This window comes from Amycolatopsis sp. NBC_01488 (assembly GCF_036227105.1).
In the GTDB taxonomy this organism is placed as follows: Bacteria; Actinomycetota; Actinomycetes; order Mycobacteriales; family Pseudonocardiaceae; genus Amycolatopsis.
The window spans coordinates 4593420-4613709 of the sequence record NZ_CP109434.1; the positions used below are offsets into that span (position 1 = coordinate 4593420).

Below are 20290 nucleotides of genomic sequence, written 5' to 3' on the forward strand. Positions count from 1 at the left end.
GACACCGGGGGGAGAACGTGCGCATCGAGCTGACGCTGGCGGACCTCGTCCGCGTCGGGCTCGCCGCCGCGGCCGACCCGATGGGGGAGCTCGCCGCGAGCCTGCAGGTCCTGCAGCGGCGCGACGGCGGCCGCGCCGCGGCGTCGGCGGCGTTCAACCGGTGGCGCTACCGCGTGTGGCAGGGCCTGCCCGACTCGGCGGCGGTGCTGATGTGGCTCTGCCGGCCGGGCGCGCCGATCCCGGGCTTCCTGCTGCCTGCCGCCGGGCGCTACGAGCTGGAATCCGGGCTCGCCGCGGTGCTGGAAACGGACCCGGTGAGCCTGAAGACGGCGTTGCGCACGACGCCGCCGGCCCACGACCTGCCGTCCTGGGCCGCCGCGCTCGCCGACGGCGACCCCGCGGGCCTGCCACGGCTGGTCCAGGCCATGCGGGAGTACCACGAGCTCGCGCTCGCCCCGGGCTGGGAGACGGTGTCCGGCCAGGTGGACGCCGACCTCGGGATGCGCACGCAGCTGCTGCTCCACGGCGGCGTCGACGCGCTGCTGACCGGCCTGCGCCCGCTGGTGCGCTGGGACGTGCCGGTCCTGGAGACCGACGACCGGATCACCGGCACCGTCCCCTCGGAGGGCACCGGCCTGCTGCTGGTCCCGACCTACTTCGCGGTGTGCCCGGCCCTGGTGCCCGCGGCCCCGGGCGGCACGCCGCGGCTGCACTACCCGTGCGTCCGCCAGGCCGCCCCGCCGGCGGGCTTCGGCCACGGGACGCGCAAGGCGTCGGGCCGGGCGCTGGCGGACCTGCTGGGCCCGACCCGCGCTGCGGTGCTGACCGTCCTGGCGGTCGGGTGCTCGACGTCCGAGCTGGCGGCGCGGCTGGGCGTCACGCCGTCGGCGGCCAGCAAGCACGCCTCGGTGCTGCGCCGCGCCGGGCTGATCATCACGCACCGGGAGCGCAACACCGTGCTGCACTCGCTCACCCCACTGGGAAACGCTCTCCTGGAGGGCTGACCGGCGGCGAATCACCTTTCCCGCTGCTTTTACGTATTCGCCTACCGGTCAGTTCCACGACAGTTCGCCGGGAACCGGTAGCGGAATTCCCGCGGCCGCCGACCTTTGCTGCGAGAAACGCGGGAGGCGGAGATGAAACGAGTGACCCCGAGGCTCGCCGTACTGGCCGTCACGGCCGTCGTCGGCGCGTCCGGCCTGGCGGCCTGCGCCACCGGCCCGGTGGACCGGCGTGCGCTGTGCACGGAATTCGACACGTTGGGCAAGGACTTTCTGATGGGGAACGGCTTCTTCGACAACGCCGTGTTCTCCAGCGCGGACGACCTCGCCGACCTGGCCCGCCGGTACCAGGGCGGCGACCTGACGCGGGACGCCGACGCGCTGCAGAAGATCGCCGATGCCGATTCGACGAACGGTCTCCAGCTGATGAGCGCGACGTCGGGGATCGCGGAGGTCTGCGGGCACGAACTCGGCATGGGCACGACGAGCTACGCGGACTCCGGCAGCACCCAGGGCAGTGGCGGCGGCTACGGGAGCTACGGCGGTTACGGCTATTCCGCTCCCACGACGTCGACGGCGGCGCCCTACACCGAGCCGCCGACGTCGTACTCGCCGGCCACTTCGACCTCCGCGCCGTCTCCGGCCGACGACGAGACGTCCGCCCAGGCCACGCTCCAGCAGCAGGCGGCCACGGACCGGGCCCAGGTGGAAACCCTGGCGGACAAGTGGGTTCCCCAGCTGTCGTCGAAGGACTACGGGCTCGTGGCGGACGGCAGGACCTACGACTACCGCGCGATCTGGGCCGACTTCACGACGACCCGGCAGTCGTACCCATCGGCGCTGCTGCTCTGGTCCGGCGACTTCACGAGCTACACCAAGGGCGACTTCTGGGTCACGGTGGCGAACACGCCCTTCTCCACCGGCGCGGCCGCGAACGAGTGGTGCGTCGCCGAGCACCTGGATGCCGACCACTGCTTCGCGAAGCTCATTTCGCACAGCCACGCCCCGAAGGGCAGCACGCTGCCCCGCTGAATCCACTCGGAAAGGAATTGTCATGAGTGCTTACGAAGTCTTCAGCGTGCTCAGCGGTGTCGTCCTGCTCGGGGTCGCGTGCGCGCCCCGGATCAAGGCGTCCGAACGCTTCTGGGCCGTGGTCGGCGGGGTCTTCCTCATCGGGTACGCGATCTACGTCCCAACCAGACGAGCGGGACCTTCTACTTCCCGGCGGAAATCTTCGTGATCCCCTTCGTCGCCGCGGGGTACCTCGTGGTGCAGGCCGTCTCGAGGAACCGGGAGACCGGCGAGCGGCAGAACGACGACCGGTCGAACGAAGACCAGGCCTCCTGAGCCGGTTCCTCAGCCGAGCGCGGCCGCCGCTTCCACGAGTTCGGACAGGGCTTCGCGGGCCAGCTCGCCGAAGCCCTGCTCGTTCGCCGGCGCCACCCACCTCGCGAACGCCGTCGTGAACGCCATTCCGCCGATCTCGGCGGCCAGGTTCGCCGTCGGGTCCGGGACGCCCCGAGTGCGCAGTGCGTCGGCCATCGCGGACCGGAGCTTCGCGCGCTTCAGCAGCTCGCGCTCGTGCAGGTCCGCGTGGCCCGCGACCACCTGCTGGATCTTCCGCGCCGAGGCCCGGCGGTCCGCGTCGAACGCCGCTTCGGTGGCCGCCAGTGCCGCCGCCACCGCCTCGATCGGGGTGGCCGACGGCGGCGCGGCCGCGATCGCCTCCGTGAAGATGCGGCTCAGGATGTCCTGGCCCGCGAACAGCACCTCGCGCTTGTCCGCGAAGTGCCGGAAGAACGTCCGCTTCGTCAGCCCCGCCCGCTCGGTGATCTCGGCGACCGTGACGTCGTCGTAGCCGCGCTCGAAGAACGACTCCACCGCGACGCGCACCAGGCGCTCGCGGGCGTTCGGTTCCCAGCGGCTCATGCCCCCAGTCTAAGTGATGACACCAGGTGTCGTCGGACGTGCTACGGTGATGTCACCAGGTGTCATCACAGGGAGGTTCTCATGCGTGTCTTCGTCACCGGGGCGTCCGGCTGGATCGGCTCGGCGCTCGTACCCGAACTCCTCGAAGCCGGCCACGAAGTCGTCGGCCTCGCCCGGTCGGACGCGTCGGCGCAGGCCGTCACGAAGATGGGTGCCGAGGTGCTGCGCGGCGACCTGACCGAGCTCGAGACGCTCGAGGCGGCAGCGGACCGCGCCGACGGGGTCGTCCACCTCGCGTTCGGCCACGACTTCAGCCGGATGGAAGAGTCGGTCCGCGCCGACGCGGCACTCGTCGAAACGCTGGGAGCGGTGCTGGACGGCAAGCCGTTCGTCGCCGCGTCCGGGACGCCGTCGGTGCCCGGCAAAACGGCGACCGAGCAGGACGACCCCGCCGGGTTCGGCCCGGTGGCGGGCCGGCTGGCGGTCGCCCGCGCCGTGCTGAAGACGGCCGAACGCGGCGTCCGTGCGTCCGTCCTGCGGCTGCCGCGCTCGGTGCACGGCGAAGGGGACGCGCACGGGCTCATCGCGCGCCTCGTCAAGGCAGGACGTGAGAAGGGCATCGCGGCCTACGTCGGCGACGGAACGCAGCGCTGGCCCGCAGTGCACGTCCTCGACGCGGCGCACCTGTGCCGGCTGGCGCTGGAACAGGCTCCGGCGGGTTCGGTGCTGCACGCGGTGGGCGACGAGGGCGTGGCCATCCGCGACGTCGCCGAAGTGGTCGGCCGCCGCCTCGGCCTGCCCGCGACGTCGGTCGAGGCCGGCGAACTGGGCTTCCTCGGCGCGATCCTGGCGATCGACCAGCCTGCCTCGAGCACGGCCACGCAGGCACTGCTCGGCTGGCAGCCGACGCACCCGGGACTGCTGGACGACCTCGAAAAGGGTTACTACGGCTGAGAAGTGGGACAGCGCCGGCGGAGGTGGCGACAGTGACACCTCCGCCGGCGCCGGGCTACGCGATCGGCCGGTCCGTCGGCGCGATCGGGGCGGGCAGGACGTCGCGCCCGGTCAGGTAGGCGTCCACGCCGGCCGCGGCACTGCGGCCCTCCGCGATCGCCCAGACGATCAGGGACTGGCCACGGCCCATGTCGCCGGCCACGAACACGTTGTCCAGGCTCGTCTTGAACGCCTTGTCGCGCGCCACGTTGCCGCGCGCGTCCAGCTCGACGCCGAGGTCCTCGAGCAAGCCCTTCTTCTGCGGCCCGCGAAAGCCCATCGCCAGCAGGACGAGCTGCGCCGGCAGCTCGCGTTCCGTTCCGGGAACCGGGACGAACTTGCCGCCCTCGTTGCGCACCTCGACGAGCTTCAAGGCCCGGACCCGGCCGTCGGAGTCGCCGAGGAACTCCTGCGTGTTCACCGCGTACAGCCGCTCGCCGCCCTCTTCGTGCGCCGAGGACACGCGGTAGATCATCGGGTAGGTCGGCCACGGGTGGGCGTCCGAACGGGACTCCGGCGGCTTGGGCATGATCTCCAGCTGCGTCACCGAACGAGCGCCCTGGCGGTGCGACGTCCCGACGCAGTCCGCGCCGGTGTCGCCGCCGCCGATCACGACGACGTCCAGGCCCGCGGCCGAGTGGGGCGACTCGGAAAGGTCACCGGAAGCGACCCGGTTGGCCGGTGGCAGGAACTCCATCGCCTGGTGGATGCCGTCGAGTTCCCGGCCGGGGATCGGCAGGTCGCGCCAGTCGGTGGCCCCGCCCGCGAGCACCACGGCGTCGTGGGCCAGAAGCTCGGCGACGGGCAGGTCGACGCCGACGTTCACCGAGGTGCGGAACTCCGTGCCCTCGGCCTCCATCTGCGCCAGGCGCCGGTCGAGCCGGTGCTTCTCCATCTTGAACTCGGGGATGCCGTAGCGCAGCAGCCCGCCGATCTTGTCGGCCCGCTCGAGGACCACGACGCTGTGGCCCGCGCGCGTGAGCTGCTGCGCCGCGGCGAGTCCCGACGGGCCGGACCCGACGACCGCGACCTTCATGCCGGTCTTCGCGGTCGGCGGCTGCGGCGTCACCCAGCCCTCTTCGAAGGCGCGGTCGACGATCGAGATCTCGACGCGCTTGATCGTCACCGGATCGTCGTTGATCCCGAGGACGCACGCGGTTTCGCACGGCGCCGGGCACAGCGTGCCGGTGAACTCCGGGAAGTTGTTCGTCGCGTGCAGCCGTTCGATGGCCTGCTGCCAGTCTTCCCGCCACACCAGGGTGTTCCACTCCGGGATGAGGTTCCCGAGCGGGCAGCCCTGGTGGCAGAACGGGATCCCGCAGTCCATGCAGCGGCCGGCCTGCTTCTCCAGCTTCGTCGACGCGAAGTCTTCGTAGACCTCTCGCCAGTCCATCAGCCGCAGGTCGACCGGACGGCGCTTCGGCTCTTCGCGGGTGGTGGTCAGAAAGCCCTTGGGGTCAGCCATGTGCGGCCTCCATGATCGCCTCGTTCACGTCGCGCCCGTCCCGCTCCGCCTGCACCTGGGCCGCGAGCACGCGCTTGTAGTCCTTCGGCATGACCTTCCCGAAGCGGTCGACGCCCGCGTCCCAGTCGGCCAGCAGTTCCCGCGCGACCGCGGATTCCGTTTCGTCGTAGTGCTTTTCCAGCGTCTCGCGCAGGAAGTCCGCGTCCTCGGAGTCGAGCGGGTCGATGTCGACCATCTCCGGGTTGACGCGGTGCGCGGGCAGGTCCAGCACGTAGGCGATGCCGCCGGACATGCCGGCCGCGAAGTTGCGCCCGATCGCACCCAGCACGACCATCCGGCCGCCGGTCATGTACTCGCCGCCGTGGTCGCCGACGCCTTCGACGACGGCCAGCGCGCCCGAGTTGCGCACGCAGAACCGCTCGCCGACCTTGCCGCGGATGAAGATCTCGCCGCTGGTCGCGCCGTAGGCGATCACGTTGCCGGCGATGATGTGCTCCTCGGCGGCGATCCGCGCGTCCTTCGACGGCCGCACGATCAGCCGCCCGCCGGAGAGACCCTTGCCGACGTAGTCGTTGCCGTCGCCGTAGAGCCGCAGCGTGATGCCCTTGGGCACGAACGCGCCGAACGACTGGCCGGCGGTCCCGGTGAAGGTGACGTCGATGGTGTCGTCGGGCAGGCCTTCGCCGCCCCACCGCCGGGTCAGCTCCGAGCCGAGCATCGTGCCGACGGTCCGGTTGACGTTGCGCACGGGCAGTTCCAGCCGCACCTTGTCACCGGAGTTCAGGGCCCCTTCGGCGAGCTGGATCAGCGTGTTGTCCAACGCCTTCTCGAGCCCGTGGTCCTGCTGCGTCTGCTGCAGCCGCAGCCCGGCCGGGGCGATGTCGGGCACGTGGAAGATCGGCGACAGGTCCAGCCCGGCCGCCTTCCAGTGGTCGATCGCCTTGCGCTTGTCGAGGAACTCGGCGTGCCCGACCGCCTCGGCGATCGACCGGAAACCGAGTTCCGCCAGGTACTCGCGCACTTCCTGGGCGATGAACTCGAAGAAGTTGACGACGTACTCGGCCTTGCCGCTGAACTTCTCGCGCAGCTTCGGGTTCTGCGTCGCCACGCCCACCGGGCAGGTGTCGAGGTGGCAGACGCGCATCATGATGCAGCCGGACACCACCAGCGGCGCGGTTGCGAAGCCGAACTCCTCGGCGCCGAGCAGCGCCGCCACGATGACGTCACGGCCGGTCTTGAGCTGGCCGTCGGTCTGCACGACGATCCGGTCGCGCAGCCGGTTGGCCAGCAGCGTCTGCTGCGTCTCGGCCAGGCCCAGCTCCCACGGGCCGCCCGCGTGCTTGATGGACGACAGCGGCGACGCGCCGGTCCCGCCGTCGTGGCCCGAGATGAGCACGACGTCGGCGTGCGCCTTGGACACACCGGCCGCGACGGTGCCGACGCCGACCTCGGAGACCAGCTTCACGTGGATGCGCGCCTTCGGGTTGGCGTTCTTCAGGTCGTGGATCAGCTGGGCGAGGTCCTCGATCGAGTAGATGTCGTGGTGCGGCGGCGGCGAAATGAGACCGACGCCCGGCGTCGAGAACCGCGTCTTCGCGATCCACGGGTACACCTTCGCGCCGGGCAGCTGCCCGCCTTCGCCGGGCTTCGCGCCCTGCGCCATCTTGATCTGGATGTCGTCGGCGTTGACGAGGTACTCGCTCGTGACGCCGAACCGGCCGGACGCGACCTGCTTGACCGCTGAGCGACGCTCCGGGTCGTAGAGCCGCTCCGCGTCTTCGCCGCCCTCACCGGTGTTGGACTTCCCGCCGAGGCGGTTCATCGCGATGGCGAGGGTCTGGTGCATCTCCATGGAGATCGAGCCGTAGGAGATCGCGCCGGTGGCGAACCGCTTGACGATCTCCGAGACCGGTTCGACTTCTTCGATCGGCACCGGCGCGCGCTTGCCGTACTTGAAGTCGAACAGCCCGCGCAGCGTCAGCAGCTGCTCGGACTGGTCGTCGACGGCCTTCGTGTACTCCTTGAAGATCTCGTACTTGCCGGACCGCGTGGAGTGCTGGAGCTTGAACACCGTCTGCGGGTTGAACAGGTGCGGCTCGCCTTCGCGGCGCCACTGGTAGTCCGCGCCGGTCTCCAGCTCGCGGTGGGCGAGGCGGACGCCGTCGGCCGGGAACGCGTACTTGTGCCGCTTCGCGACCTCGTCGGCGAGCGTCTCGAAGCCGACGCCGCCGAGGCGGGACGTCGTGCCGGTGAAGCAGTTGTCGATGACCTCTTCGCCGAGCCCGACCGCCTCGAAGATCTGCGCGCCGGTGTAGGACGCGACGGTCGAGACGCCCATCTTGGACATCGTCTTCCGGACGCCCTTGCCCAGCGCCTTGATCAGGTTGTGCGTGGCTTCCTTCGGCGTCACGCCCGGGATCAGGCCCTGGTGGGCCATCTCCTCGACGGTCGCCATCGCCAGGTACGGGTTGACCGCGGCGACGCCGTAGCCGATGAGCAGCGCGATGTGGTGCACCTCGCGCGCGTCGCCGGCCTCGACGATGAGGCCGACCTGCGTGCGCGTCTTCTCGCGGACGAGGTGGTGGTGCACGGCGCCGGTCAGCAGCAGCGACGGGATCGGCGCGTGGTTCTCGTCGACGCCGCGGTCGGACAGCACGATCAGCCGCGCGCCGTCCTCGATCGCCTCCGACACCTCGGCGCGGATCTCGTCGAGCCGCTGGACCAGCGCCTCGCCGCCGCCGTGGACGTTGTAGCGGCCGAGCACCGTGACGGCCTGGAACTCCGGCAGGTCGCCGTCGTCGTTGACGTGCACCAGCTTGGCGAGCTGGTCGTTGTCGAGCACCGGGAACGGCAGCGCGATCCGGCGACACGACGCGGCGTTGCCGACGAGCAGGTTCGGCTCGGCGCCGATCTGGGTGCCGAGCGCGGTGACGAGCTCCTCGCGGATGGCGTCCAGCGGCGGGTTCGTGACCTGGGCGAACAGCTGGATGAAGTAGTCGAAGATCAGCCGCGGGCGGCTGGACAGCGTCGCGATCGGCGAGTCGTTGCCCATCGAGCCGATCGGCTCCGCGCCGGTGCGGGCCATCGGCTCGAGGATGGCTTCGAGCTCTTCCTCGGTGTAGCCGAACGCCTGCTGGCGGCGGACGAGCGCGGCGTGCAGCGGCACCTCGCGGTCGCGCTCGGGCAGGTCTTCGAGGTTCAGCAGGCCGGCCTCGACCCACTCGTCGTACGGGTGCGCGGTCGCCAGCTCGGTCTTGACCTCGTCGTCCTCGACGATCCGGCCCTCGGCGGTGTCCACGAGGAACATCCGGCCGGGCTCGAGACGGCCCTTGCGGACGATCGTCGCCGGGTCGATGTCGAGCACGCCGACCTCGGAGGCGAGCACGACGAGGCCGTCGTCGGTCACCCAGTAGCGCCCAGGGCGCAGGCCGTTGCGGTCCAGGACCGCCCCGATCTGGCTGCCGTCGGTGAAGGCGACGAGCGCCGGGCCGTCCCACGGCTCCATCAGCGTCGAGTGGAACTCGTAGAAGGCGCGTCGCGCCGGGTCCATTTCCTGGTGGTTCTCCCAGGCTTCCGGGATCATCATGAGAACCGCGTGCGGCAGCGAGCGGCCGCCCAGGTGGAGCAGCTCCAGGACTTCGTCGAACGACGCCGAGTCGCTGGCGCCGCGGGTGATCACCGGGTAGATCCGCTTGAGGTCGCCCGGGACCAGGTCGGTTTCGAGGAGGGCTTCGCGGGCGTCCATCCAGTTGCGGTTGCCGCGCAGGGTGTTGATCTCGCCGTTGTGCGCGACGTACCGGTACGGGTGCGCGAGCGGCCACGACGGGAAGGTGTTGGTGGAGAAGCGGGAGTGCACGAGGCCGATGGCGCTGGTGACGCGCTCGTCGGTCAGGTCGGCGAAGAACCGCTCGACCTGGCCCTCGGTGAGCATTCCTTTGTAGACGATCGTGCGCGAGGACAGGCTGGGGAAGTAGACGTCTTCCTCGACGAGTTCGTGCTCGGCCCGCTTGCGGACGCAGAAGGCGCTGCGCTCGATGTGCAGCGGGTCCGAGTGCTCCGGCTTCGGGCGGCGCGCGGTGAGGAACAGCTGCGTGAAGTGCGGCATGGTCTCCGCCGCGGTCGGCCCGCAGTGCTCGGTGTGCACCGGCAGCTCGCGCCAGCCGAGGACGCGCATGTCCTCCTCGGCGGCGATGCGCTCGATGGTCGTCATGGCCCGGCCGCGGCGCTTTTCGTCCAGCGGCAGGAAAGCCGTGCCGACGGCATAGGTGCCCGGCTCGGGGAGCTCGAAGTCCACGACCTCGCGGTAGAACTCGTCCGGGATCTGGATCAGCAGCCCGGCGCCGTCGCCGGTGTCCGGTTCGGCGCCCCGCGCCCCGCGATGTTCCAGGTTGCGCAACGCGACCAGGGCCTTGGCGACGATCGCATGATCGCGTCGTCCGGTCAGGTCGGCGACGAAGGCGACACCGCAGGCGTCGTGTTCGTAGTCGCTGCGGTAGAGGCCCTCGGCCTCGGCGTTGCTGAGCTGCTGCCCCGCGGAGGGCAGGGAACGGGCACGGTGGGTCACGGCTGGCCGCCTCCCAAGGCGTTGGCGCGACCGGTACTCACCTCATCGAGTGGTTCGAGCTGAACCGGTTAACGAAGTGGTCCGGGACCGCGATGGTCAGTCGAGAACAGTTGCTGTTGTCGGCGTTGTCGGTGTCACAGTGCTAGATGCCGCGAAGCGTCGGCCGGGCTCGATGCTCGGAACCGGACGCGGGTCATCTGGGAGGCCGCACAACGCTGGGCAGCCGAACATGCCGGTGCTTCTGCGCGCGCAGGCAGACCACGGTGGTGGGGGTCAGCCGGAGCGCGCGGTGTTACTCCCGGGTTCGCCGGGTCTTATGACGATAGTGTGAATTCGCTGTTATCGACATACGTCGTTGTCCCGGGGTGGGAAATGCCACGCTTGCGTTGACGGGCCCCGGGGTAGTCCCATATGCCGGGCCGGCTCTCCCATCGGTCGGTCCGTAGCCCTCGTGACCTGCGGAAACGTCTGTCCGAAGTGGCCTGGGGCACGTGCCGCGGCACCTCGGCGAGGTGGCAAGCTGGGTGCATGGCGGACTCGTCCGATGACTGATCGTTATCTCTCCGTGGCTCGTTCCGGGGTGCACGAGATCGAGATCAAGCGCTCCCGGTTCCTCTGCGCGCTGGCTCCGGTGCCGTCGGAAGAGGCCGCGCGCGAGTTCATCGCGGCCCGCCGGCGCGCCGATCCGGGCGCGCGGCACCACTGTCACGCGTTCGTTTTGGGGCCGGATGGGCGAACCCGGCGGTCCAGTGACGACGGTGAGCCGACGGGCACCGCGGGCACGCCGATGCTGGAAGTGCTGCGGCGCCGTGCGCTCACGGACACGGTCGCGGTGGTGACGCGGTACTTCGGCGGCGTGCTGCTGGGGGCGGGCGGGTTGATCCGCGCGTACGGTCAGTCCGTTTCGGACGCACTGGAAGTGGTTGGTGTACTAGAACACCGGCGTCTCAGGCTGGTCGAGGTCGCGGTGAGCTACGACCGCGCGGGGCGCCTGGAGAACGACCTGCGCGCGTCGCCGTACCTGCTCCACGCGTCCCGCTTCGACGAGTCTGCCCGCTTCGAGATCGGGCTGGCGCCGGACGAGGTCCCGGCTTTCGAGGGCTGGCTCGCGGACCTGACGAACGGCGAAGCGACGACGACGGAACTCGGCGACCACTGGGTGGTCCACCGGCGCTGAGTGGTCCGGTCCCGGATTCGCTTGGCGTGCACCAAAACTTTCGGTGCTACCGCGATCACGTTCTTTCGTGGCACCATGTCCTGCCACCGAGTTCCGGTACCACTTCGATCACCACGACGTCGTCAGCGCGGCTCGCGCCCAGCTGACAACGTTGTCACCACCGGCTGTGCCTGCCTCACTTCACCACCCGCATCGCCCGACAACGTTGTCGCCCGGCGGAAAGCGTGCGACAAGGAGGGAAGGTTCCATGTCCGGACCACGCTCGAGGCTGATCAGACGGCTGCGCGCGGCCACGCTCGCCGCGGTCGTCGTGGGGGCGGGTCTCGCCGCGCTGCCCACCACGTCCGCCGGGGCGGCGACGCTCGCCCTTACGCAGTACGTGAATCCCTTCATCGGCACGGACAACAGCAACTCGCCGAACCCGGTGCCCGGCGGCGCCGGCGGCAGCACCTACCCCGGTGCCGTCGTGCCGTTCGGAATGGTGCAGTTCAGCCCGGACACCCCGACCGCGTCGCCGTCCGGCTACCGCTACAGCGACACGAGCATCGAGGAATTCAGCCTCACCCACTTCAACGGCGCCGGCTGCGCCAACAACGAAGACCTCGGCCTGCTGCCGATCACCGGCGCGATCGGCACCTCGCCGGGCACCGGCTGGACCGGGTACGGGGGCCGCTACACCAAGGCGAACGAGTCGGCCGCGCCCGGCTACTACAAGAACAAGCTCGACAACTACAACACCACCGTCGAGCTGTCGGCCACCCAGCGGTCCGGCGCCATGAAGCTGACCTACCCGAACACGACGTCGGCGCGGCTGCTCGTCAACACCGGCCGCAGCGCCACCGGCAGCCGCACCGGATCGATCAGCATCACCGGCAGCCAGCTCACCGGCTCGGTCACCGGCGGCGGCTTCTGCGGTTCGTCGAAGACGTACCAGATCTTCTACGTGATCCAGTTCGACCGCGCGCCCAGCGGGTTCGGCACCTGGCTCGGCGGCACGGTGAACGCCGGCTCCGCGAGCACCAGCGGCACGAACTCGGGCGGCTACGTCACCTTCGACACCTCGAGCAACACCATCGTGCAGGCCAAGGTCGGCATCTCGTTCGTCAGCGTGGCCAACGCGCAGGCCAACCTCGCCGCCGAGAACCCCGGCTTCGACTTCGCCGCGACCCGGGCCGCGGCCGACACGAGCTGGAACACCATCCTCAACCGCGTGCAGGTGGACAGCGGTGCGGCCGCGGACCTGCAGAAGTTCTACACGGCGCTGTACCACGTGTTCCAGAACCCGAACATCGCCAGCGACACGAACGGCCAGTACCGCGGATTCGACCAAGCGGTCCACACGGCGTCCCACACCGTCTACCAGAACTACTCCGGCTGGGACATCTACCGGTCGTGGTCCGCGCTCATCAGCCTGGTCGCGCCGAACGAAGCCAGTGACATCGCGAAGTCGATGGTGCTCGACGGCCAGCAGGGCGGGTTGCTGCCCAAGTGGTCGCACAACAGCAACGAGCACTTCGTGATGACCGGTGACCCCGGGCCGATCATCGTCGGCAGCATGTACGCCTTCGGTGTCCGCGGCTTCGACACCGCGGCGGCGCTGACGCTGATGGACAAGAGCTCCAACGGTGGCACGACGCAGGGGCAGGCCATCCGCGGCCGCCAGTCCGGGTACGTCAGCCGCCACTACATCACCGAGGACCCGTCCGACTCGCTCGAGTACTCGGCGTCGGACTTCGCGGTGGCGCAGTTCGCGAAGGCCGTCGGCGACACCGCGAAGTACACCACGTACATGCAGCGCGCCCAGTGGTGGCAGAACGTGTTCGGCCCCGACTCGGGCTACGTCCAGCCGCGCGGCAGCGACGGCACGTGGGCGTGGCCGGTCGTGCCGTCGAGCAACAGCGGCTACACCGAGGGCAACCCGTCGCAGTACACCTGGATGGTGCCCTACAACTACCAGGGCGTGATCAACCTGATGGGCGGCCCGAAGACCGCCGTCCAGCGGCTGGACCACCACTTCACCCAGCTCAACGGCGGCCTCACCCAGCCGTACTTCTACATCGGCAACGAGCCCGAGCACGGCGTGCCGTGGGCGTACAACTACGCGGCCCACCCGCAGGGGACCAGCGCGGCGGTGCGGCGCGTGCTGAACGAGTCGTTCACCACCGGCGCGGGCGGCCTGCCCGGCAACGACGACCTCGGCGCGACGTCGGCGTGGTACGTCTTCGCCGCGCTGGGGATGTACCCGGCGACCCCGGGCGCGGACGTGCTCGCCCTGCACGGCCCGCTGTTCCCGGCGGTCTCGATCGTCCGGCCGAGCGGGACGATCAGGATCACCGGCAGCGGCGCGGGCCAGGGTGCGCAGTACGTGCAGGGCCTGAGCGTCAACGGGACCGCGACGACGAAGTCGTGGATCCGTTACGGCGACATCGCGGGCGCGTCGACGCTGAGCTACACGATGGGCTCCTCGCCGAGTGCCTGGGGAACCAGCGCGTCGGACGTCCCGCCGTCGTACAACGACGGGTTCACGCCGCCGCCGACCGCGCCGGACCTCGGCACGAACCTGGCACAGGGCAAGGCGGCCACCGGCTCGGCACCGTGCAACTCGGCCGAAGGCGCGGCCAACGCGGTCGACGGCAGCCTGGCGAACAACAGCAAGTTCTGCAGCACCGCCGCGACGAAGTTCCTCCAGGTCGACCTCGGATCGGCGCAGAACGTGTCGTCGTTCGTCGTCAAGCACGCCGGCCTCGGCGGCGAGACCACGGGCTGGAACACCGGCGCGTTCACGATCCAGACGTCGGCCGACGGCTCGACCTGGACGACCGTCGCGTCGGTGTCCGGTTCCCGGGCCGGCCGCACGTATCACCCGATCGCGACGCGGTCGGCCCGGTACGTGAAGCTGAACGTCACCACGCCGACCAACAACGGCGACGGCGCGGCCCGGATCTACGAGTTCGAGGTCTACCGCTGACCAACCGGTCGTGAGTGAGAAACAGGGTTAGAACGCTGTTTCTCACTCACGACCGCGCCAGCCACTCCTCGCGGGTGATGGCGTACTCGACCTCGCCTTGTTCACTGCCGGGCGCCTGCCCGTGCTCCGGGAACTCCTCGAAGTACGTGCGGACGAACGTCATCCCCAGCTTCTCCATCACGCGGCGTGAGCGCTTGTTCACCGTCATGGTGAACGCCGTCACGCGGCGGACCCCCAGCTCGGTGAAGCCCTTCGCGAGCAGCGCCGCCGAGCCTTCGGTTCCGTAGCCCTTGCCCCATGCCCGCTGGTGCAGCCGGTACCCCAGCTCCGGCTCGTCCACCGGATCCTCCGGGCGCGGGCGGAAATGGAACCACCCCAGAAAATCGCCGCTGCTCTTCTCGATCGCCGCCCAGAACCCGTAACCGGGGAAACGCTCGTAGTAACCGAGGAACGCGGGGAGATCCAGCGTGACGATCTCGGTGCGATCCGCGGGCCGGCCCCCATTGAGGTACTTCATCACGGCCGGGTCGTCGTAGAGCGCGAAGAGCGCGTCGGCGTCGTTCTCGGTGAACCGGCGGAAGATCAGCCGCTCGGTTTCGAGGAATACGTGCATCAGGTGATGCTGTCAGTGACCCCAGTGGGTGGCAACGCGATTACGCGGCGACCGCGAGAACCTCGTCCAGCGCCAGCGAACCGGCCTCGGTGAGCACGGCGGGCACCCGCTCGCCGCACTTGCCGGGACTGGCGGGTGCGATCAGGCCGAGCCGCGCGAGGCGGTGCACGGTGGACTGGTCGCAGCAGCTCAGGCCGTCGATGAACAGGTCGGGCTCGCAGCTGCAGCTGATCTCGGCGTGGCCCCCGGCCACGGCTCTCAACGTGGCCCGCTCACGGTGGTTCAGTTCGGTGATCATGGCGGCGCCTCCTTCCCGTCGGACCCATTAGACCGCCCACCACCGACATTTTCCGCCTTTGAGCGTGCGAACCGGGGTATTGAGGGGAAACACCTAGGGGTGGCGTGTCGCGTCATACCGGGTGACATCCGGATACCCTCCGCCGAGCGGCTCAATCGTCGTCTTCCGCAGGTGGCGGAAAACGATCGACGTCCGGAAACCGACGATCTCCCGGCGCAACGCGAGCCGGTCGGCGAGGAACGCGTGCAGCGTGTCGATGTCGGGGGTGGTCACCTCGATCAGGAAATCGTCACTGCCCGCGGTCACGTACACCGAGAGCACCTCCGGCAGTTCCGCGATGGACCGCTGGAACTCGTCGATGACCGCCCGGCTCAACGGCCGCACCTGCGCCGCGACGAGCGCCCGGACGCCGCGGTTGAGGCTCGCCAGGTCGATGTCGGCGTGGTAGCCGCGGATGACACCCCGCTCCCGCAGCAACCGGATGCGTTCGAGGCACGTCGAGGGCGCGATGCCGACCTTCCGGGCGATGTCCCGGTTGGTCTGCCGCGCGTCTTCCTGCAGCTGCCGGACGATCGCCGAATCAAGTTCGTCGAGCACCGTGGCCTCCTGACCATCGCCGAATTTCGTTCGGCAGCTTGCCGACACCGTCGACGATCACTCTAACTTCGGTCGGTATGACCGCACATGAGCACCTTGTCACTCGCCGTGGCCGTCGATCCGGCGTCACCACGATGGTCGCGATCCATTCGACCGCCCTCGGCCCGGCCGTCGGCGGCTGCCGCCTGAAGCCCTACACCGGCCTCACCCAGGCCGTCGACGACGTCCTCCGCCTGTCGGCCGCGATGACGGCGAAGTGCGCCGTCGCGGGGCTCCCGTTCGGCGGCGGCAAGAGCGTCATCGCGCTGGAGCCCGGCCGTGTCCTCTCGCCGCGCGAGCGCCGGGACGTCCTCCTCGACCACGCCGACCTGGTCGCGGAGTTCGGCGGCACGTACCTGGCCGGCCCGGACGTCGGCACCGGTCCGGCCGACATGCAGGTGCTGCGCGAGGTCTCGGCGTTCGCGTTCTGCACGCCCGAGTCCGCCGGGGGCACCGGCTCCTCCAGCGGCCCGACCGCCGTCGGTGTGCTGGCCGCGCTCCGGGCCGCGGCCACCGCCGTGTTCGGCAGTGCCGACATGGCCGACCGGCGGGTGGTCGTCAGCGGCTACGGCTCGGTCGGCGCCCATCTGGCGGCGAGCCTCCAGCGGGCCGGCGCCGACATCGTCGTCTCCGACATCGACCCGGCGAAGCGCGCCGAAGCCGAACAGCGCGGGCTGAGCTGGGCCGAGCCGGAGAAAGCGCTCACCCTCACCGCGGACGTCGTCATCCCGGCCGCGGTCGGCGGGGTCCTGAGTGCGGAGACCCCGCTCGACACCCCGCTCGTCGTCGGCCCGGCCAACAACCAGCTGACCGGCGACGCCGTCGCGGACGACCTCGCCGCCCGCGGCGTCCTGTGGGTGCCGGACTACGTCGCGAGCGCGGGCGGGATCCTCTACACGCTCTCGCGCGAAGCGGAGGGCTTGGACAACGACGCGGCGCTCGGCCGCGTCGAGACCATCGAGAAGACCGTCACGGACCTCCTGGCGGCCGCGAAAGCCAACGCGACCACCCCGCTGCGAGAGGCGGCCGCGCTGGCCGGACGGCGGCTCACGGCCGGCTCACCCTCTGGCGGCTTCTCGGAGACCCGCGAGCACGTCGGGTGAGGTCGTGCACTCGCCGAGGCGGACCGGCTTGCGGTCGCCGTGGAAGTCGCTGGCGCCCGTCACGAGCAGCCCCAGCTCCGCGGCGACGGCCCGCAGCCGCTCCCGGACCTCCGGCGGCTGCTCCGGGTGATCGGCCTCCACCCCGGCCAGCCCGGCCGACGCGAGCCCGGCCAGCTGGGCGTCGGTGACCTCGGCGCGGCGCTTCACCGACCGCGGGTGGGCCAGCACCGCCGCCCCGCCTGCCGCGCGGACCAGCGCGACTGCGTCCGCCGTGGCCAGCACGTGCTTCGGCACGTCGGCGCGGCCGCCGTCGGCGATCCAGTCGGCGGTGAACGCGTCGGCGATGCCCACCGCGGCGAGGGCCGCGGCCACGTGCGGACGGCCGAGCGGAGCACCGCCGGCGATGGCGCGGACCTGCGCCTGCGTGATCGGCGCACCCAGCTCCCGGCAGCGTTCGACCATCCGCTCGGCGCGGCGGGCCCGGTCGGTGCGGATCAGCTCCAGCTCGGCGGCCAGCGGCGCGTGCCCGGGGTCGACGAACAGCCCGAGCAGGTGCACCTCCGCGTCGTCGAGCCGGCACGAGATCTCGACCCCGGGGACCAGCTCGACGTCCGCGGCGGCCCGCGACGCCTCGGCCAGCCCGGCGAACGTGTCGTGGTCGGTGAGCGCGAACACGCTCAGCCCGGCTTCGGCGGCCAGCCGGGGCAGGTGGGCGGGCGGGGTCGTGCCGTCCGAGGCCGTGCTGTGGGCGTGCAAGTCGATCGTCACCCGGCGCATCGTCGCACCGATCGACTTGAATGGGGGTGTGGAGATCCTCACCGACGCCGCCACGCTCGCGCTGTACACGACCGACGCGTCCAACTACCGCCACGTGCCTCGCGGCGTCGTGCTCCCGGAGACCGTCGACGACGTCGTCGCCGCGGTCGCCGAGGCGCGCGCCCGCGACCTGCCGGTGATCGCGCGCGGCGGCGGCACGAGCGTCGCCGGCAACGCGTGCGGGCCGGGCCTGGTCATCGACACCTCGCGCCATGTCCGCGGGGTGCTTTCGCTGGACCCGGAAGCCCGGCTCGCGCGGGTGCTGCCCGGGACCGTCCTCGACGACCTGCAGGCGGCCGCCGCGCCGCACGGGCTGCGGTTCGGGCCGGACCCGTCGACGCACAGCCGCTGCACGCTCGGCGGGATGATCGGCAACAACGCGTGCGGCTCGCACTCGGTGGCGTGGGGGCGCACGGTCGACGTCGTCCGCTCGCTCGACGTCCTGCTCTACGACGGAACGCGGCTTCGAGTCGGTCGCGACGAGCCCACCGAAGGCCGGATCTTCGACGAGCTGCGCGCCCTCGTACGGGACAACCTGGCGTTGCTGCGCAAGGAACTTTCGACGTGGCCGCGGCGTGTGTCCGGCTACGGACTCGAACACCTGCTGCCGGAGAACGGGTTCGACGTCGCGAAGGCGCTCGTCGGCTCGGAAGGCACCTGCGTCACGGTGCTGGAAGCGACGGTCGAGCTGGCGGAGCTGCCGCAACGGCGGGTGCTGGCGGTGCTGGGTTTCCCATCCGACATCGCCGCCGCCGACGCCGTGCCGGGGATCCTGCCGTGGTCGCCGCTGACCGTCGAGGGCGTCGACGCCGAACTCGTCGCGATGCTGCCGGGCCGCGCGGGCGACCTGCCGCCGGGCGGCGCGTGGCTGTTCGTCGAGCTGGCCGGCGACGATCCGGCTTCGCGGGCTCGGGCACTGGCGGCGTCACTGGAGCTCACCGGGTTCGCGATCGTGGACGACCCGGCCGCGCAACGCCGGCTCTGGCGCATCCGCGAGGAGGGCGCCGGCCTGGCGACCCGGCTCGCGGACGGCTCGGAGGCCTGGCCGGGCTGGGAGGACGCCGCCGTCCCGCCCGAGCGGCTCGGCGCGTACCTGCGCGAGTTCAAGGAGCTGATGCGGGCGCACGGCCGGCGCAGCGTGGTCTACGGGCACTACGGCGAAGGCTGCCTGCACCTGCGGCTGGACTTCGACCTGCTGTCGACGTCGGGGATCGCGGGCTTCCGGCGGTTCCTGGAGGAGGCCGCCGACCTCGTTGCCGCGCACGGCGGTTCGCTGTCCGGCGAGCACGGCGACGGCCAGGCGCGGTCCGAGCTGCTGTCCCGGATGTACAGCCCGGAGATGATGGCCCTGTTCGGGCGGTTCAAGGCGATCTTCGACCCGGCCGGGCGGATGAATCCCGGCATCCTGGTGGCGCCGCGGCCGATCGACGCGGACCTGCGCGTCCGCCCGGCACCACCGTCCATAGAGGACACGGTTTTTCTCGGCTATCCCGAGGATCGCGGGAGTTTCGGCCAGGCGATGCGGCGCTGCGTCGGCGTGGGGAAGTGCCGCAACACCAGCGGCGGCGGCGTGATGTGCCCGAGCTACCGCGCCACCCGCGAGGAGCAGCACTCGACACGCGGGCGCGCGCACCTGCTGGCCGAGATGCTCAACGGCGAGGTGATCAAGGACGGCTGGCGTTCGTCCGAAGTGCACGATGCCCTGGACTTGTGCCTGTCCTGCAAGGGATGTCTGTCCGACTGCCCGGTCGACGTCGACATGGCGACGTACAAGGCGGAGTTCCTGCACCAGCACTACCGGCGGCGGCTGCGCCCGGCGTCGCACTACTCGATGGGCTGGCTGCCGCTGTGGCTGCGGCTCAGCGCCCGGGCGCCTCGGCTCGTCAACTCCGTCGGGCGGTCCCGGCTGGCGGGCTTGGTGAAACGGCTGGGCGGAATCGCGCCGGAACGAGAGTTGCCGTCGTTCGCTTCGGTGCCATTTACGCGCAGCCGGGCGGATCTCCGGCGCCGGGCGTCGGGGGAGCGGCGCGTGGTCCTGTGGCCGGACTCGTTCAACAACTACCTGACGCCCTCGGTACTGGAGGCCGCTCTCGAGGTGCTGACCGCGGCGGGCTACGACGTCGTGCTGCCGGACCGCGGAGTCTGTTGTGGACTGACGTGGGTGTCTACGGGCCAGCTCGGCGTCGCGCGCCGCGTCCTGACCCGGACTTTGGACGTCCTCGCGCCGTACCTCGAAGACGGCTACGAGGTGGCCGGGCTGGAACCGAGCTGCACGGCCCTGTTCCGCGGCGACCTGCCGGCGTTGCTGCCGGGTGACGCGCGTGCCGCGGTGCTGGCGTCCCGGACGTTCACCTTCGCGGAGCTGCTGGAGCGGGCGCCGGTCCCGTTCGCGGCCCTGGACGTCGACGCGATCACGCAGGTGCACTGCCACCAGCACGCGGTCCTCGGCTTCGGCGCCGACGAGTCGGCGCTCGCGGCGGCCGGGGTCCGCGCCACGACGCTGGACTCGGGGTGCTGCGGCCTGGCGGGCAACTTCGGCTTCGAGCGCGGCCACTACGACGTGTCGAAGGCGGTCGCGGAGGACCGGATGCTGCCGGCGATCCGCGCCGCTTCGGAGGACACGGTCGTGGTGTCGGACGGCTTCAGCTGCCGCACGCAGATCGAGCAGGAGTCGGGCCGGAAGCCGGTCCACCTGGCCGAACTCCTCCGGCGCGCGCTGCCCTGAGC

15 protein-coding genes are annotated in these 20290 nt (G+C 70.8%); 8 read left to right on the forward strand and 7 right to left on the reverse strand.

Going from position 1 to position 20290, the window contains the following annotated elements; genetic code table 11:
• Positions 1–17: 17 nt before the first annotated feature.
• The 3 genes from OG738_RS22305 (at position 18) to OG738_RS22315 (ending at position 2241) form a co-directional block, all read left to right on the forward strand.
• Positions 18–1004: an ArsR/SmtB family transcription factor gene (locus OG738_RS22305; RefSeq protein WP_329056319.1), complete on the forward strand. Its 987-nt coding sequence runs from the start codon at positions 18–20 to the stop codon at positions 1002–1004.
• Positions 1005–1136: 132 nt separating this feature from the next.
• Positions 1137–2033 (forward strand): hypothetical protein, encoded by an 897-nt coding sequence (locus OG738_RS22310; protein ID WP_329056320.1) that lies wholly within the window; start codon positions 1137–1139, stop codon positions 2031–2033.
• Between the two features lie 22 nt (positions 2034–2055).
• Complete coding sequence (locus tag OG738_RS22315) at positions 2056–2241, forward strand: hypothetical protein (protein ID WP_329056321.1); 186 nt, start codon at positions 2056–2058, stop codon at positions 2239–2241.
• 116 nt (positions 2242–2357) lie between these two features.
• On the opposite strand, the gene OG738_RS22320 is transcribed toward OG738_RS22315, so the two are convergent.
• Positions 2358–2930 (reverse strand): TetR/AcrR family transcriptional regulator, encoded by a 573-nt coding sequence (locus OG738_RS22320; RefSeq protein WP_329056322.1) that lies wholly within the window; start codon positions 2928–2930, stop codon positions 2358–2360.
• 81 nt (positions 2931–3011) lie between these two features.
• On the opposite strand from OG738_RS22320, the gene OG738_RS22325 reads away from it, so the two are divergent.
• A complete protein-coding gene (locus tag OG738_RS22325; RefSeq protein WP_329056323.1) occupies positions 3012–3884 on the forward strand; it encodes an SDR family oxidoreductase in 873 nt (290 codons plus the stop codon).
• A gap of 55 nt (positions 3885–3939) precedes the next feature.
• On the opposite strand, the gene OG738_RS22330 is transcribed toward OG738_RS22325, so the two are convergent.
• Both OG738_RS22330 and gltB read right to left on the reverse strand, forming a co-directional pair.
• A complete protein-coding gene (locus OG738_RS22330; RefSeq protein ID WP_329056324.1) occupies positions 3940–5388 on the reverse strand; it encodes a glutamate synthase subunit beta in 1449 nt (482 codons plus the stop codon).
• The gene (gene gltB, locus OG738_RS22335) at positions 5381–9952 is read right to left on the reverse strand and encodes a glutamate synthase large subunit (RefSeq protein ID WP_329056325.1); all 4572 of its coding nucleotides are present in this window, start codon (positions 9950–9952) and stop codon (positions 5381–5383) included. Before gltB ends, OG738_RS22330 begins: the two co-directional genes overlap by 8 nt.
• Positions 9953–10496: 544 nt before the next feature.
• Here gltB and OG738_RS22340 point away from each other — a divergent pair.
• On the forward strand, positions 10497–11129 hold the full coding sequence (locus tag OG738_RS22340) for a YigZ family protein (protein ID WP_329056326.1): 633 nt from the start codon (positions 10497–10499) through the stop codon (positions 11127–11129).
• A 247-nt stretch (positions 11130–11376) separates the two neighbouring features.
• Complete coding sequence (locus OG738_RS22345; RefSeq protein WP_329056327.1) at positions 11377–14097, forward strand: GH92 family glycosyl hydrolase; 2721 nt, start codon at positions 11377–11379, stop codon at positions 14095–14097.
• Between the two features lie 46 nt (positions 14098–14143).
• On the opposite strand, the gene OG738_RS22350 is transcribed toward OG738_RS22345, so the two are convergent.
• The 3 genes from OG738_RS22350 to OG738_RS22360 all read right to left on the reverse strand — a co-directional run bounded on the left by OG738_RS22350 (position 14144) and on the right by OG738_RS22360 (position 15605).
• Positions 14144–14710 carry a GNAT family N-acetyltransferase gene (locus OG738_RS22350; protein ID WP_329056328.1) on the reverse strand — a complete coding sequence of 189 codons (567 nt, stop codon included), beginning with the start codon at positions 14708–14710 and terminating at the stop codon, positions 14144–14146.
• A gap of 40 nt (positions 14711–14750) precedes the next feature.
• Entirely contained in the window at positions 14751–15008 is a 258-nt protein-coding gene (locus tag OG738_RS22355; protein ID WP_329056329.1) for a hypothetical protein, read from the reverse strand.
• Between the two features lie 93 nt (positions 15009–15101).
• Positions 15102–15605, reverse strand: a complete 504-nt coding sequence (locus tag OG738_RS22360; RefSeq protein WP_329056330.1) for an Lrp/AsnC family transcriptional regulator — start codon at positions 15603–15605, stop codon at positions 15102–15104.
• 77 nt (positions 15606–15682) lie between these two features.
• Here OG738_RS22360 and OG738_RS22365 point away from each other — a divergent pair, with 77 nt between their 5' ends.
• A complete protein-coding gene (locus OG738_RS22365) occupies positions 15683–16747 on the forward strand; it encodes a Glu/Leu/Phe/Val dehydrogenase dimerization domain-containing protein (protein WP_329056332.1) in 1065 nt (354 codons plus the stop codon).
• On the opposite strand, the gene OG738_RS22370 is transcribed toward OG738_RS22365, so the two are convergent.
• Positions 16703–17515, reverse strand: coding sequence for a PHP domain-containing protein (locus OG738_RS22370; protein WP_329056333.1), 813 nt, complete (start codon positions 17513–17515; stop codon positions 16703–16705). The two genes, OG738_RS22365 and OG738_RS22370, sit on opposite strands and share 45 nt — an antisense overlap.
• 37 nt (positions 17516–17552) lie before the next feature.
• Between OG738_RS22370 and OG738_RS22375 the strand changes: the two genes are divergently transcribed.
• Positions 17553–20288, forward strand: coding sequence for an FAD-binding and (Fe-S)-binding domain-containing protein (locus OG738_RS22375; protein ID WP_329056334.1), 2736 nt, complete (start codon positions 17553–17555; stop codon positions 20286–20288).
• The last annotated feature ends 2 nt before the right edge of the window (positions 20289–20290 follow it).

What these genes read in the sequence shown, in the direction of transcription:
- OG738_RS22365 (WP_329056332.1), top strand. Translation starts at nt 15,683, where the DNA reads ATGACCGCACATGAGCACCTTGTCACTCGCCGTGGCCGTCGATCCGGC.
- OG738_RS22350 (WP_329056328.1), bottom strand. Translation starts at nt 14,710, where the DNA reads ATGCACGTATTCCTCGAAACCGAGCGGCTGATCTTCCGCCGGTTCACC.
- OG738_RS22345 (WP_329056327.1), top strand. Translation starts at nt 11,377, where the DNA reads ATGTCCGGACCACGCTCGAGGCTGATCAGACGGCTGCGCGCGGCCACG.
- OG738_RS22355 (WP_329056329.1), bottom strand. Translation starts at nt 15,008, where the DNA reads ATGATCACCGAACTGAACCACCGTGAGCGGGCCACGTTGAGAGCCGTG.
- OG738_RS22325 (WP_329056323.1), top strand. Translation starts at nt 3,012, where the DNA reads ATGCGTGTCTTCGTCACCGGGGCGTCCGGCTGGATCGGCTCGGCGCTC.
- OG738_RS22330 (WP_329056324.1), bottom strand. Translation starts at nt 5,388, where the DNA reads ATGGCTGACCCCAAGGGCTTTCTGACCACCACCCGCGAAGAGCCGAAG.
- OG738_RS22340 (WP_329056326.1), top strand. Translation starts at nt 10,497, where the DNA reads ATGACTGATCGTTATCTCTCCGTGGCTCGTTCCGGGGTGCACGAGATC.
- OG738_RS22320 (WP_329056322.1), bottom strand. Translation starts at nt 2,930, where the DNA reads ATGAGCCGCTGGGAACCGAACGCCCGCGAGCGCCTGGTGCGCGTCGCG.
- OG738_RS22310 (WP_329056320.1), top strand. Translation starts at nt 1,137, where the DNA reads ATGAAACGAGTGACCCCGAGGCTCGCCGTACTGGCCGTCACGGCCGTC.
- OG738_RS22315 (WP_329056321.1), top strand. Translation starts at nt 2,056, where the DNA reads ATGAGTGCTTACGAAGTCTTCAGCGTGCTCAGCGGTGTCGTCCTGCTC.